A 13,297-nucleotide genomic window follows, 5' to 3' on the forward strand; every position below is an offset into this window, starting at 1 on the left:
GCACAAGACGCGCAGAACCCGGAGCGTATGGTTTATACGTGAGGATTCGAACACCGTAGCAACGTCTCCATGGAGCAATCTCCGGACAAGCGATCAGGTATGGTGCGTATCGTGAATGATGATATAGGGCCTCTGGTCCCGTTCCGCCATAATAACCTCTTCGCCGTAGACGCGGGAGAGCGTCTCCTTTGTCAGGATTTCGTGGGGAGGTCCCTTCCCATATAGCCGTGTTTTCAGAAGAACAAGGGTATCCACAAAGGGGCTGATCATATTGATATCATGCGTCACAAAGACAATCGTCAGATGATAGGACCGATGAAGGTGACAGACCAGATCGATCAACTGATGTTGCGCGGTGGCATCGATTCCGGTCGTCGGTTCGTCTAAAAGAAGGATCTCCGGTCGTTGCGACAAGGCGCGGGCTATGAGGACACGCTGCTGTTCCCCCCCGGAAAGCGTGCCGAAAGGGAGATCTTTTAGGGTTTCCATCCCGACGGCTTGCAGTGACTCGGAGATAATCGTTTCGTCGCTTCGGGAAGGCCGTTTAAAAAGGCCGATGGCACCGAAACGTCCCATCATGGCCACCTCCCACGCCGTGATCGGGTAGTTTGGATCGGTCATCCCCTTTTGAGGGAGATATCCGATCCGTGCCCGGTGGTGACAACGGAGGGCCTCACAGGCGCAATCAAAGATCTGCAACTCGCCGCGAACCGGGGTCATCAGGCCAAGGAGGCCTTTCAGAAAGGTGGTCTTTCCTGATCCGTTTGGCCCGATGACGCCGACAAATTCCCCGGCCTTGATGTCAAGCGTGATGTCTTCCAGAGCGATGCGGTCGGCATAGGAAAATGTGGCATGAGAAAATTGTACGATAGGGGAAGCGGCCATTAAGGTTCCTTAAGACCCGCGCAACGCCGCGACAAGGACCTGAGTGTTGTGGCGAAGCAGATCGAAATAGGTCTCTGTTCCAGGGATTGCGCCGGGCAGGGGGGAGAGGACAACGATGGTTGCCCCAGTTTCATCCGCCAGGATCTTTGGTATCTTTGGGCTGAGTTGCGGCTCTGAAACAATGACCCGGACCTCTTCCTTCCGGATCAACGCGATGAGACCGGCGATATGTCTGGCGGAAGGCCGACTGCCAATTTGAGAGAGAATGTCTCCTTTGATGATAAACCCGAATCGGCGCGAAAAATAGGGCCATGCGGGATGATGCGTGATGATTGCCTTATCCGGGAGAGCCTTCACTGTTTCCATCAATTCTTTGACCAGTAGATCAAGGTCCCGAACATAACGTGACTGATTCTGAATGAAATCATCCTCATGTGCCGGATCCACCTTGATCAAGCCTTCGACAATATTCCGAATCATGATCTTCACATTCTCGGGGTCCAGCCAGATATGGGGGTTCGCGACGGGCTCTCCCGGATGTTCCAGTGCATGAGAGCTGTCATTGAGGAGAGAAACCCCCTGAGAGGTGATCACAACCGGAAGGTCCACCCGATTAGCATTCTCAATAAGAGGATCAATCCATACCTCCAGGCCAAGACCGATCTTGATGAGGAGACGAGCACGTTGAAGGGCAATCACATCACTCGGTTTCGGGGTATAGGTATGTTCACTTTCCAGGCCGCTGATCAGAGAGCTTACCTTAACGTGTGCCCCCCCGATCTCTTCGGTAAAACCTTTCAGGACCGGAAGGGTGGCAACAACCGCGATGGGTTCTGCCGCGTAAAGGGAAGCTGAACAGAAGACGAGAGAGAAGAAAAATCCGCTCCATATCAGGGGGAAAAGAAGGACCTTCTTCACCCTTTTTATTATCGTTGGGAATCGCATCAGGGATAAAACCATGAAAAGGGGGGGCAAGTCAAACCACCCTATCATTCATATAAATTATTTGATAAACTTATTTAAAAAGGTCAATATAATAGGAGATTTTTCAATATGAATGACCACTGGAATAAACACTTGGTTTTATTTTTGGTCTTGCTGTTTGGGCTGTCCCCTTTCAGCCTGACCCACGCGCAGGATGATGGCCCGGGGACAAGCGTTCCCTCTCTCGGAAACCGCCATATCTCCTCGATCCGGGCGACTCATCCGCCCTACAACAGCAAGCCGCCGACTTCCGGGCCGCATACGCATAATGTTGCCAAATGGGGGGTCTATCGGCAGCAGATTCCAAACGAGCTTCAGGTCCACAACCTTGAGGATGGCGGGGTCCTGATCCAGTATGATTGCAAAGACTGCAAGGACCTGATCAAACAGATTGAGAAACTGGCATGGAGCTATCTCAAGAAAAGCAAAAAGGGAGGAGAAAGCAGTCGCTACGGACACCTGCTTGCAGCCCCCTATGCCGGATTGGAAACCCGCATCGCCTTGACGGCCTGGACAAGGATCGACAAGCTGGACGATTTTGATGAAGCACGCATTAAACGGTTTATTGAGGCGTATATCGGGGTGGATCACCATCCAAGCGGTGCGAAATAAATCTGCATCGACTCTACAGATTTCGGGACGAAACAGACGCAACCCGCAATGAGTAAACAGATACGCTCCTAGGAATCTGTCTGAGAAATAGGATCGTCGCGAGGTGAATGGAAAATAGAGCCAAGTTTGCGGGTGATTTGAGGCGAATAGCCCCGCTATTTAACGAAAATAACCTGAAAAATGGGCTTATTTACCATCACCGCAGTAGATCCTTTATTTCTCAGACAGGCTCCTATGGGCTTTCCGCCTTGTCGGGTTGCCTTCTCTGCTTGAGTTTTCCCCGCTGGGAGTTCTCTCTCCTCGCATGGGTCGCATTGATCCCTCTCTTTTTTGCCATCCTTGACCAGAGCGTTTCCAGGGCTTTTTTTCTGGGATGGATCACCGGGATCATCTTCTTTTCTGGATCTCTTTCCTGGATCTCGTTCACCCTGAACCAATACGGCGGCATTTCCCATGGAATAAGTCTTCTCCTGACCTTCTTCCTCCTCGCGTATCTCTCGGTCTATTTCGGCCTCTTTACGGCGCTACTCCGATACGTACCGGACAGGCGTCTCTCTGCCCTCTTCCTGGCTCCTGCCGCCTGGGCAACAACAGAGTTCATCCGGGGACAGCTTTTTACCGGATTTCCCTGGGCACTTCTTGGTTATTCACAATATAGATTTCTCCCGGTGATTCAGATCGCCGATTTTGGAAGTGTCTACGCAGTCGGGTTTGTCCTCGTCCTCGTCAACTTCGCACTCTTCAAGATCCTCCATATAGGATGGAAAGAAAAAAGGATCGCTGTTGCCCAGGTCACTACAGCCTTCGGCGTCCTTGCCTTTACACTCTTTTACGGTATGTTTCGCCTATCTCAGCCCATGGGAGACGGACCTTCCCTTTCCGTTTCAGTCGTCCAGGGAAACATTGACCAAGCTCAGAAATGGGATACACCATTCCGGGAGGAAACCTTCCAGACCTACAAACGCCTTTCCTTGATGAACCTTGAGGGAAAAAGCGCAACAAGACCTGAATTGGTGATCTGGCCAGAGGCGGCCCTCCCTTTCTTCTTTGAAGACGAGCCAGATTATCGAAGCGCGCTGCTGGACCTCTCCAGAAAAGGGAACTTCCACCTCCTCTTCGGAAGCCCGGCGTACAGTACCCTCCCCTCTGGGAGGATCTCTTTGTCGAACAGCGCTTACCTGCTTTCACCGGAAAACCGCCTATTTTCCCGTTATGACAAGATGCATCTCGTCCCTTTCGGGGAATATGTCCCGCTCTCTTCCCTTCTTTCTTTTGTTAACAAAATGGTCGAGGGACTTGGTGATTTTGTCCCGGGCCGCGAGGCAAAGCTCATGGCGGTTGGAGAAACCCGGATCGGAACGGTCATCTGCTTCGAGGTTATTTTCCCGGAAATGGTCCGCCAATTTGTTAAAAAAGGGGCGGTCCTGATGACCACGATCACGAACGATGCGTGGTTCGGAAGATCTGCCGCCCCTTATCAGCACTTTTCGATGGTGGTCTTTCGGGCAATTGAAAACCGCGTTCCCTTCGCGCGGGCCGCAAACACCGGCATCTCAGGATTCATCGACGCGACCGGGAAGATTACACAGCAGTCCCCTCTTTTTGTTGAAACAAGCCTTTCCGAAGAACTTCTCCCCGGAAATCGCAGGACGCTTTATACCCTGTATGGAGATTTTTTTGTGATGGCCTGTGCTATAATCACACTCATTTTTTGTATTTTTGAACAACGCAAAAGGAGAAAAGCCAATGCTCTATGAACTCCAGCAACAACTTGACGCCCTTCGATCTGAACTAGACCAACTCAGGGGGCATCTTTGACCTGGCCTCAATAGAGAATCAGATTAAGGAACTGGACGCAGCGGCTTCCGAGCCTGATTTTTGGAGTGATCCGGAGTCGGCACAAAAAAAGATCGCCCTCAAGGCAAGACTTGAAAAGGTCTCAAAGCAGTGGCACCAGATTGACGATAGTTGGGAAGAAACAGCCCTCCTGATTGAACTGAGCAAAGAGGAGAATGATGCCTCCGTTGAAAAAGAGATTGAAACAGCGATCGATGACCTTCGCCGGAAGACGGACCGGCTCACAATAGAAACCCTCTTCAAGGGTCCCAAGGATCTCAATAATGCCATCGTCACGATTCATCCGGGCGCGGGGGGGACCGAGTCGCAGGATTGGGCTCAGATGCTGATGCGGATGTATCTTCGCTGGAGCGAGAGAAAAGGGTACAGTGTAGAGACCTTCGATCTCCAGCCCGGGGATGAAGCGGGGATAAAGAGTGTAACCTTTGCCGCAAAGGGGTCCTACGCCTATGGCTATTTCAAGGCGGAGGCAGGCGTCCATCGTCTTGTCCGCATCTCTCCCTTTGATGCCAACAAACGGCGGCATACCTCGTTTGCCTCCGTTTTTGTCTCTCCTGAAATTGAGGATGATCCGGATGTCGTCATCGATGAAAAAGACCTTCGCATCGATATCTACCGTGCAAGCGGGGCCGGGGGACAGCATGTCAACAAAACTTCTTCTGCGGTTCGCATTACACATCTTCCGAGCAAAATCGTAACACAATGCCAGAATGAGCGGTCTCAACTTCAAAACAAGGCGGTTGCCATGACGGTTTTGAAATCGCGCCTCTATGAGCTACAACAGGAAAAGAAGCAGGAGGACATGGCAAAAATAACAGGAGAGAAAAAAGAAATCGGATGGGGAAACCAAATTCGATCCTATGTCTTCCAGCCCTACCAGATGGTCAAAGACCATCGAACCGGAATCGAAAAAGGAAACGTGACGTCCGTCATGGACGGTGACATCGACATCTTCGTAGAAGGCTACCTGAAAAGGCCAAAGTAGAAAGATCGGGCAAGATGTCTCAATGTCTTAGATTGGAACTTAAGGGACACCGTCAAGTCTTCTGAAAGACAAGGCCAGAGGCCTTTTTGGGGATCGAGACGTACTTTTGTACGTTGAGGAGACAAAGAGGCCGATAACGCAGTATTTCAGGAGAATCGGCGGTTTATCTATGAGCCTCGTTTTACTAGAGGAAGCTTGATCGATATCCTCGTCCCATGTCCCGGACTTGAATCAATAAAGAAGGTCCCGCCGGAGAGTTCCACGCGTTCCTTCATTCCCAGGATGCCGATGCCCCTCCGGGACATCGGAGGAGAGGCAAAATAACGCTTTACATTAAAGCCTCTTCCATCATCGGTCATATACAGATGTAAATGGATCTCTTTTTTCTCCAGAGAGATCACCACCGACTCTGCATTGGCATGTCTGGAAACGTTGTTCATCGCTTCCTGTACAATGCGGTAAAGGAGGGTTTCAAGCCTGGCAGAAAATCTCTTTTTAGACCCTGAGAGCTGGAGATGTACTCCTATTCCAGTCTGTTTTGAAAACGTATCGGCCGTCCACTGAAGCGTCGCGATGAGCCCGGATTCATCAAGAATCGCAGGGCGTAAATCATGGGAGATTTTCTGAACCCCTTCGAGGGTTTTCCCGGTCTGCTCAATGATCTGGTCAAGACGGGCACGAAGTGCTTCTTCGGGGTTTCCAAGCTCTTTCTTCATACATTCCAGTGTGTTTTTAATGTTTTTCATGTTTTTTCCCGACTCGTCTCTTAATTTTTTTGCGATACGTCGGCGTTCCTCTTCCTGGATATTCGCCATCGCAAACGAGAGGGATTGTAACCGTTCCATATGTTTCTGCACGGCCTGGTGTATTACTGCATTTTCGAAGGCGTGCGCAATCTGGCCCGCCATACTCTCAATTCTTTCAACCTCCTCTTTAGAAAAATTCCGGAAGTAGCGCGTTTCATCGAGAAGAACAATACCGACCGTCCGTTCCTTCTTGATCAAGGGGATCGAAAAGAGTGAGCGCGATTTAAAGGTCTTGATCCACTTTTTACCGACCCGCGCGTCATGAGGAGCATTATCGACAACGATCGGATGCCGATCTCTCGCAGTAAGCGGGATGAGTGTATTCTCATTCATCTTATACTCGATCTTCCGAATGGCTTCACTACAATGGTCTGACCCGGCAACCCCCAGAAGAAGACTTCTTTTATCCTCTACTGAAAAGATGTAGCAGTTGCTGGCCCCGACCATCTGCTTAAGACTATTCGCAATCGAAGGAAGAAGTTGTTCCAGATGGAGGCTCTTCGCAATCGATTGTCCAACCTCATTGATAATCTTGAGGTCAGAAACCTGTTTTCCCATGTCAGCAAACATCTTTATGCTGTCAAGTGAGAAGGCAAAGGCATTTGCCGCCCGACCCAGGACGACGACATCATCTTTTGTAAAAATTCTGCTCCGGCTAAAAAGGCAAAGGATTCCCCAGGAACTTCCGGATAGCTTTATCGGAGTCCCCATGTAGGAACGAAGCCCCTCTTCTCCGACCAGCTTTTCTTTCAAGGGCGTTTTCGCTTCCTCCGCAACCATCAAGGTCGGCGCTTTCCGGATGATGACTTTTCCGATACCCGCATCTCCGACTTTTATTCCATGTTTCTCCAAGCGTTCCGCTGTCTCTTCCGAAATATGATGATGCGCTGCCAGAAAGAGTCGATGGCTTTTCTCCTCCAGTTTCAAGAGGTAGCCCCCATCCATATCCACGGAGGTGAGCATCTCTTCCAGTGCCCTCTGGAGGACCTCCTCCTCCTTTACACATTGGCTTAATATGGAAAGGGTCGATTCAACGATCCCATGCTCGATATTTTTACGGACAAGCTCCTTCTCCAAGGTCTGAATGCTTGTCGCATCCCGTCCGCTCAACTCAAATACAAGAGGATTTTTCCCCTTCTGTATCGATGTGAGCTCTACCGACAAGACCCCTTTCAAGGCACCCTTTTTTAAAACCTCCAGATCGAAGGACACTTGGCTTTTCTTTCCTGATTTCAATCGCTTGACCTGATCGGAATAAGATGCCATTCCGTTGGGTGTCAGGAACCGGGAAAGGGGAAGATTTGAAATATTTTCCACCCCATACCCTAAATAATCTGAAAATGGGGAGTTTAATTCAAGGATACGACCATAACGATCAAGCGATACCTTGAGAAGCGGATCCTCTTCTTGTTCTTTTTGAACTTGTTCTTTTTGTTGTTTTTCTTTTCCGCGCATTCTCTGGAGGAGGAAAGGACAGATTAGATTTGAAATCAGGAGGAAGGTTTCTTGATCTGCCGGGGTCAGGGCATTCGGCCTTGAATAAGCAATCGAGAGCGAGCCAAACACTTTTTCTTCCGAACAAAGCGTCGCCCCCGCAAAGCTCTGGACGCCCAATCCTCGGATGACCTGACCTACAAATTTGCGATCTTTTGAAATATCATCCGAAAAAAGACCCTGGGCTTCCTGAAGAACAATACTCGGAAGGGATTGCCAGGCTCGAAGGATGGGACCATCCTCGCCAAAGCCTTTCGGCATCCCCTGGTGGGAAACAAGACGCCACTCTTCCCCCTTTTCTTCGCGTCCGAAGAGAAGGAGAAGGTCTGCTCCCATCGACGTTTTTATCTGATTTAAGAGGCGGTCAAGAAAATCGGAAGAAGGGTGTAGCGATTCCGCATGCTCCGAAAACACCTGCAGAATCGGCTGAATCTTTTCGTATACGGCGGGACCTGAAAGCTTCGCCTCGTCTCGCCCTGAAGCGTACATCGGTTGATCGGACATTATGAACCCCTGCATTCCATACCCCCTTCGATACCGTATACGGAGACAGGCCCCGCTTCGCCTCAAAGGGATACTGAAGCACCTTTCGGGTGCCCTTATGGCAGGATAAACGTATCAATTTGATGTTTAACATATAATACATTGGCGGTAACTGCCAATCTGGTATGCACACTACCACACCTTTGCGATAAAAGTCAAAATGACCCGGGTTCAAAGGTTCTGATTCACTAATCATGGAATTTTCATGGTTATTGATTTGAATTTGACTCTGTATCGGCAATTAAGTAGAATCACCCGTAACGCTTCAGCACACCCATCTTTTCCTCCATGGCGGCGTTGCTGTGGTGCTCGAATCCTCGCGTAGTAACACTACGCTCCGGTTCTCCGTTCCTCGCGCCTTACCCCGAGAAAAATATGAGCATGCTGAAGCGTTTTGGTCGCGCCATTGACTGGGAAGAACAGAGGCAGAAATTGAAACCGAGAATATTCCTCATCATTGTCCTCTTCGCCCTGCTGGGGGCCTGTTTCAGCCGCCCGCCGGAGGGGATGGTCGCCATTCCGGCCGGAGAATTCATCATGGGGACCGATGAGGTAGATGAATCGAACTTTGCGGCAGAGCAAGGCATTGTCAAACCCTGGTTTGTCGACGAAGGCCCCTCCCACAAAATATTTCTTCCCCTTTACTATATCGACCAACATGAGGTGACGAACGCGGAATATGCCGAATATGTCCTTGCCGAGAAAGTTGACCCTCCGCCCTACTGGGAAAAGGGACGCTACCCGCAAGGGGGTGATCACTTCCCCGTGGTCATGGTCAGCTGGGGAGAGGCACAAGACTACTGTCGTTCAAAAGAGGGACACCTTCCGAGCGAAGCCGAATGGGAAAAAGCCGCGAGAGGGGTAGATGGAAGACCCTATCCCTGGGGAACGGAATTCGATATTCAAAAAGTGAATGTCGGGGGGTCGTCACAAGATCTCAAGCCCGTCGGGAGCTATGTTGCAGGAAAGAGCCCTTATGAGGTCTTTGACATGATCGGAAACGCGTGGGAATGGACCGCCGACTGGTATCAGCCTTACCCCGGAAGCAAGCACAAGAGCAAGGACTATGGAAGACGAATCAAGGTACTCCGGGGAAATTCCTGGTCGAGCATTGGACACTTTCCGGAAGAAATCCATAGCGAGCTGGTTAAACATCACTCCACGGTCACCTTTCGACTCTTTGCGCCCCCAGATGCAACCATTAACGACGTCGGCTTTCGATGCGTTCGACCCAGTTAAATCACACCCGAACCGATTTTGATCGTTCCCCCATTAAATCAAAGAGCAAATTGGAGTCGTTGAAGCACTGGCCCCTCCCACTTGTCAGAACAGTTCAAGCCCAGGGTCTTCATCCGGTCGACACTCTTCAAAAGGGAAGATGGGAAGAGGCTTTCTTTCTCCTTGATGGCTCCGCGGGGGGTTGGTTTGACGGCCGATACTCTCTTTTGGGGGGCTCCCCTTTTGCCCGCTTTCAAAGCAAGGGAGATTCCAGCCGCTTCACCACACTCCATCCCGAAAAAAAGGAGTCGACATCCTCCAATGAAAATCCCTTGCTTCACCTACAGCACTGGCTTGACCAATTTAGACCCAGAGTGGAAGCAGATCGCCCTTTTTCAGAAATCCCCTTTCTCGATGGAGGGGTCGTTGGCTTTTTTAGCTATGAACTCGTCCGGCAGTTTGAAACCCTCCCGCCGCCGGAAGCGGAAGATCCGGATCTCCCGGATATCGACCTCCTTTTCTTAAATCTATTCGTCATCTTCGATCATGCACAGGATTCTCTTCACGTGATATACAATCCGGCCCCAGAGATGATCCTAGGACAAACCCGTGAAAAAGTTTATCAGGAAGGCCGGGAGAAAATAGACAGGGTCTGTGAGGGTCTGGCCGGGCCGACACCACAGGACAAGCTTGAAGGCCCCACCTTCCCCTCACAGGGCAGAACGGGCTGTTCTCCGGAAAGATACATGGAGATGGTCCGGCAAGCAAAGGCCTATATTTCGGCAGGCGACATTTTTCAGGCCAATCTCTCTCATTGCCTTAGTTTTCAGGACTCCCACACCTCCCTCTTAGAGGTATACAGACAACTCTGGAAGATTAATCCCTCCCCTTTTTCAGCCTACCTTGATCTGGGAATAATCCAGATCGCCTCAGGATCTCCGGAAAGACTGGTACGGGTCAGGAAATCCCTCCATGGTGATATCGTCGAGACGCGGCCCATTGCAGGGACGCGGCCCCGAGGTCGGACCTCTCTTCAGGACCAACAAATGATCAAGGCGCTTTACGGCAGTGAAAAGGAACGGGCGGAACACTTGATGCTCATCGACCTGGCGCGGAACGATCTCGGAAAGATCTGCCGATATGGCTCGGTCACTGTCGACACCATGATGACCCTGGAAAAATACTCCCATGTCTTTCATCTCGTTTCCAATATCACCGGGACTCTGGTTCCAGGAACCACGCCGCTTCAAGTCCTGAAAGCCCTTTTCCCGGGAGGCACCATTACAGGGGTCCCAAAAATCCGGTGTATGGAAATCATTGCAGAGTTGGAAAAACGCGCGAGAGGAATCTATACCGGCGCGATCGGCTATATCGGATTTGGAGGAGAGATGGATCTGAACATTGCAATTCGTACCTGGGTGCGGACGAAAGATCAGATCTCCATGCAGGTCGGTGCGGGAATTGTCGCTGATTCCATTCCCGAACTGGAATATCAAGAAACGCTTCAGAAAGCAGCAGCCTTGATGAAGGCCTTAGGGACCAACTGACGATGTGGATTTACCTGAACGATCGCTTTGTCCCTGAAGAAGAGGCAAAGGTCTCCATTTTCGATCATGGCTTTCTCTATGGAGATGGTCTGTTTGAGACGGTCCGGGCTTACTCTGGGCGAATCTTTGCCCTCTCAGAACATCTGGACAGGCTATCGCACTCCGCAGACCGCCTGGAAATTTTACTTCCCCCTCGCGCATCGCTCGAGACCCTTCTGTATGAAACACTCAGACAAAACCAACTCAACAATGCCATGCTCCGCCTCACGATCACTCGGGGCGAAGCGGGCATAGGCCTCGCCCCGAATTCCAGGCCTAAGGCCAAAACAACCCTGGTGATTACACCCCGCCTGTTTGACGGATATGCTGCTGAATACTATAAAAATGGAGTCAGCGCGGCCATCGTCTCAGTGCGCCGGAATTCACCCGATGCATTGGACCCCGCACTAAAATCCTTGAGTTTTCTAAACAACGTCATGGCAAAAATAGAGGCAACTAAGAAGGGGGCTTTTGAAGGGATCTTCCTCGACCTGAAAGGACGCCTTTCGGAAGGAACAACGAGCAATCTCTTTTGGCTTCAGGATGGCGTGATCAAAACCCCCGCGGCCAGGGCGTCTATTTTAGAGGGAATCACGCGCGGTGTGGTTCTTGGTCTGGCAAAAAAGACGGGGATTTCCCTAAAAAAAGGCTGTTACCTCCCTGAAGAGCTTCTCGGCGCCGAGGAGGCTTTCTTAACGAACACCGGTCTGGAACTGATGCCCTTGACAAAGGTCAACGGGAAAAAGATCGGGACAGGCTTACCAGGCGGGATGACACGCAGGCTCCATCAGGCATTCAAGGAGGTGGTTGGCTTAGGAGCCTGTCGGACTTAGAATGAATCTACTACGAAAAAGCCTTTGTGGCCCATTTTCCAGATCATTTTCGTTAAATATGCCAGATATTCGCCTCAAATGATCAAAAAAATGGACTCAAAATGGCTTTCTCTCGCTACGATCACCTAAGTCCGACAGGCTCCTAAGCCTTGGGGGAGGCCTTCTCCCTGACAGGCTTTTTTTCGACCTTCAATTTCGAGATACGCCGACCGTCTATGTCGACAACGGTAAATTTGTACTCCCCATAGCGAATATTCTCTCCCCCCTTTGGCATGCCCTGAAGCTGAGAAAGAACAAATCCACCCAAGGTCTCGTAGTCAGCAGACTCCGGGACGGGAAAACCATATTCGCCTCTCAAATCTCTTACATTCAGAGAAGCATCGACAACCCATGACCCGTCTTTCATACGCTCTACAGGGCGGTCTTCCGTATCAAACTCGTCCTGAATCTCCCCAACAATCTCTTCGATGATGTCTTCCATCGTGACCAATCCCTCGACACTGCCATACTCATTAACGACAATCGCGAGCTGAGTTCTCCTCCGCTGCATCTCTTTAAGAAGGACGCTGACCTGCATTGTCTCCGGAACAAAATAGGGCGGGTGAAGAAGGTCTTTCACAACCACCGGTTTGCCGCGGTGCAGGATATCGAGTAAGTCCTTAAAATAAAGGATCCCGGAAATTTCATTCAGGTTGGTTTTAAACACAGGGTATCTGGAAAAGTTATTCTCGGTGACGTATTCCAGAACTTCCTGAGAAGGGGTGTCGATCTGGATGGAAAGAATCTTCGGTCTCGGAACCATGACTTCCTTGACCGAGGTATCCGTAAACTCAAATACACTGTGGATCAACTCCTGTTCCGTCTCGTCAAAGACCCCTTTTTCCCTCCCCTCTTTTAACATCAGCTTGATTTCATCTTCTGAGATATAACTTCCAGAAACAATCCTCCCTCCCTCCGAGCCTAAAAAAATCCGAGTTGAAGCCGTCAGCACGCGGACAAAGGGGCGCAATATCTTGGCAAGAAGGTTCACTGGTTTTGCAAGCGCCAAGGCAATCTGGTCAGGATATTTCAGGGCCAGGGACTTTGGGACCAGTTCACCCAGAACAAGGGAGAAGTAGGAAATTCCGATCACAACCAGAAATACCGAAATAAACTCACTGGACGATTGCAAGAAGGGAATCTTATCGATAAAAGGCTTAATTGACCCGACCGCGGTGATACCGCCAATGGCCGCAGCCGCCGATCCGAGGAGGGTCACTCCGATCTGAACCGTCGCCAAAAAAGGCTCCGGATTGGCCTGGAGCTGTTGCACATACCCTGCGTGGGGATTCCCCGCCTCAGTCAAACGCTTAATGTTGCTTTTTCGAGCGGCGATGACCGCAATTTCCGCCGAAGAAAAAAACCCGTTCGCCAAAATAAGGACAAGGATCAGCGTAAATTCAAACAGCATATAGATAGAACCTCATACCATCAAAGATACCATAAAACAACAGG

10 protein-coding genes are annotated in these 13,297 nt (G+C 50.5%); 6 read left to right on the forward strand and 4 right to left on the reverse strand.

The genetic code is table 11. From position 1 onward, the window contains the following. Window positions 1-93: 93 nt before the first annotated feature. Together EYQ01_07440 and EYQ01_07445 are read right to left on the reverse strand one after the other, a co-directional pair. Complete coding sequence (locus tag EYQ01_07440; protein HIE65628.1) at window positions 94-885, reverse strand: metal ABC transporter ATP-binding protein; 792 nt, start codon at window positions 883-885, stop codon at window positions 94-96. A 9-nt stretch (window positions 886-894) separates the two neighbouring features. Then, complete coding sequence (locus EYQ01_07445) at window positions 895-1,878, reverse strand: zinc ABC transporter substrate-binding protein (GenBank protein HIE65629.1); 984 nt, start codon at window positions 1,876-1,878, stop codon at window positions 895-897. Window positions 1,879-1,938: 60 nt separating this feature from the next. Between EYQ01_07445 and EYQ01_07450 the strand changes: the two genes are divergently transcribed. The 3 genes from EYQ01_07450 to prfB all read left to right on the forward strand — a co-directional run bounded on the left by EYQ01_07450 (window position 1,939) and on the right by prfB (window position 5,323). Then, a complete protein-coding gene (locus EYQ01_07450) occupies window positions 1,939-2,481 on the forward strand; it encodes a DUF3105 domain-containing protein (protein ID HIE65630.1) in 543 nt (180 codons plus the stop codon). Between the two features lie 107 nt (window positions 2,482-2,588). Next, window positions 2,589-4,238 (forward strand): apolipoprotein N-acyltransferase, encoded by a 1,650-nt coding sequence (lnt, locus tag EYQ01_07455; protein ID HIE65631.1) that lies wholly within the window; start codon window positions 2,589-2,591, stop codon window positions 4,236-4,238. Then, window positions 4,228-5,323, forward strand: a protein-coding gene (gene prfB, locus EYQ01_07460; GenBank protein ID HIE65632.1) for a peptide chain release factor 2 whose coding sequence is annotated in 2 segments (ribosomal slippage) — window positions 4,228-4,296 and window positions 4,298-5,323 — 1,095 coding nt in all. Because the reading frame shifts where the segments join, the coding sequence is not laid out codon by codon here. The genes lnt and prfB overlap by 11 nt, the downstream gene beginning before the upstream one ends. Before the next feature lie 167 nt (window positions 5,324-5,490). On the opposite strand, the gene EYQ01_07465 is transcribed toward prfB, so the two are convergent. After that, window positions 5,491-8,142 carry a GAF domain-containing protein gene (locus EYQ01_07465; protein HIE65633.1) on the reverse strand — a complete coding sequence of 884 codons (2,652 nt, stop codon included), beginning with the start codon at window positions 8,140-8,142 and terminating at the stop codon, window positions 5,491-5,493. Between the two features lie 312 nt (window positions 8,143-8,454). On the opposite strand from EYQ01_07465, the gene EYQ01_07470 reads away from it, so the two are divergent. The 3 genes from EYQ01_07470 to EYQ01_07480 are packed head-to-tail and all read left to right on the forward strand — an operon-like array spanning window position 8,455 to window position 11,803. After that, complete coding sequence (locus tag EYQ01_07470; protein ID HIE65634.1) at window positions 8,455-9,405, forward strand: formylglycine-generating enzyme family protein; 951 nt, start codon at window positions 8,455-8,457, stop codon at window positions 9,403-9,405. Next, window positions 9,387-10,931 carry an anthranilate synthase component I family protein gene (locus EYQ01_07475; protein ID HIE65635.1) on the forward strand — a complete coding sequence of 515 codons (1,545 nt, stop codon included), beginning with the start codon at window positions 9,387-9,389 and terminating at the stop codon, window positions 10,929-10,931. The genes EYQ01_07470 and EYQ01_07475 overlap by 19 nt, the downstream gene beginning before the upstream one ends. Window positions 10,932-10,933: 2 nt before the next feature. Next, on the forward strand, window positions 10,934-11,803 hold the full coding sequence (locus EYQ01_07480) for a branched-chain amino acid aminotransferase (GenBank protein ID HIE65636.1): 870 nt from the start codon (window positions 10,934-10,936) through the stop codon (window positions 11,801-11,803). A 142-nt stretch (window positions 11,804-11,945) separates the two neighbouring features. Here the strand turns inward: EYQ01_07480 and EYQ01_07485 are convergent, their stop codons facing one another. Then, on the reverse strand, window positions 11,946-13,253 hold the full coding sequence (locus tag EYQ01_07485) for an HlyC/CorC family transporter (protein HIE65637.1): 1,308 nt from the start codon (window positions 13,251-13,253) through the stop codon (window positions 11,946-11,948). Window positions 13,254-13,297 lie beyond the last annotated feature (44 nt).

This window comes from Candidatus Manganitrophaceae bacterium (genome assembly GCA_012960925.1).
Taxonomy (GTDB): Bacteria; Nitrospirota; Nitrospiria; order SBBL01; family JAADHI01; genus DUAG01.

Coding starts and splice junctions, on each gene's coding strand:
- lnt (HIE65631.1), top strand. CDS start 2,589: ATGGAAAATAGAGCCAAGTTTGCGGGTGATTTGAGGCGAATAGCCCCG.
- EYQ01_07485 (HIE65637.1), bottom strand. CDS start 13,253: ATGCTGTTTGAATTTACGCTGATCCTTGTCCTTATTTTGGCGAACGGG.
- EYQ01_07440 (HIE65628.1), bottom strand. CDS start 885: ATGGCCGCTTCCCCTATCGTACAATTTTCTCATGCCACATTTTCCTAT.
- EYQ01_07480 (HIE65636.1), top strand. CDS start 10,934: ATGTGGATTTACCTGAACGATCGCTTTGTCCCTGAAGAAGAGGCAAAG.
- EYQ01_07465 (HIE65633.1), bottom strand. CDS start 8,142: ATGCAGGGGTTCATAATGTCCGATCAACCGATGTACGCTTCAGGGCGA.
- EYQ01_07470 (HIE65634.1), top strand. CDS start 8,455: ATGGCGGCGTTGCTGTGGTGCTCGAATCCTCGCGTAGTAACACTACGC.
- EYQ01_07445 (HIE65629.1), bottom strand. CDS start 1,878: ATGATAGGGTGGTTTGACTTGCCCCCCCTTTTCATGGTTTTATCCCTG.
- EYQ01_07450 (HIE65630.1), top strand. CDS start 1,939: ATGAATGACCACTGGAATAAACACTTGGTTTTATTTTTGGTCTTGCTG.
- EYQ01_07475 (HIE65635.1), top strand. CDS start 9,387: ATGCGTTCGACCCAGTTAAATCACACCCGAACCGATTTTGATCGTTCC.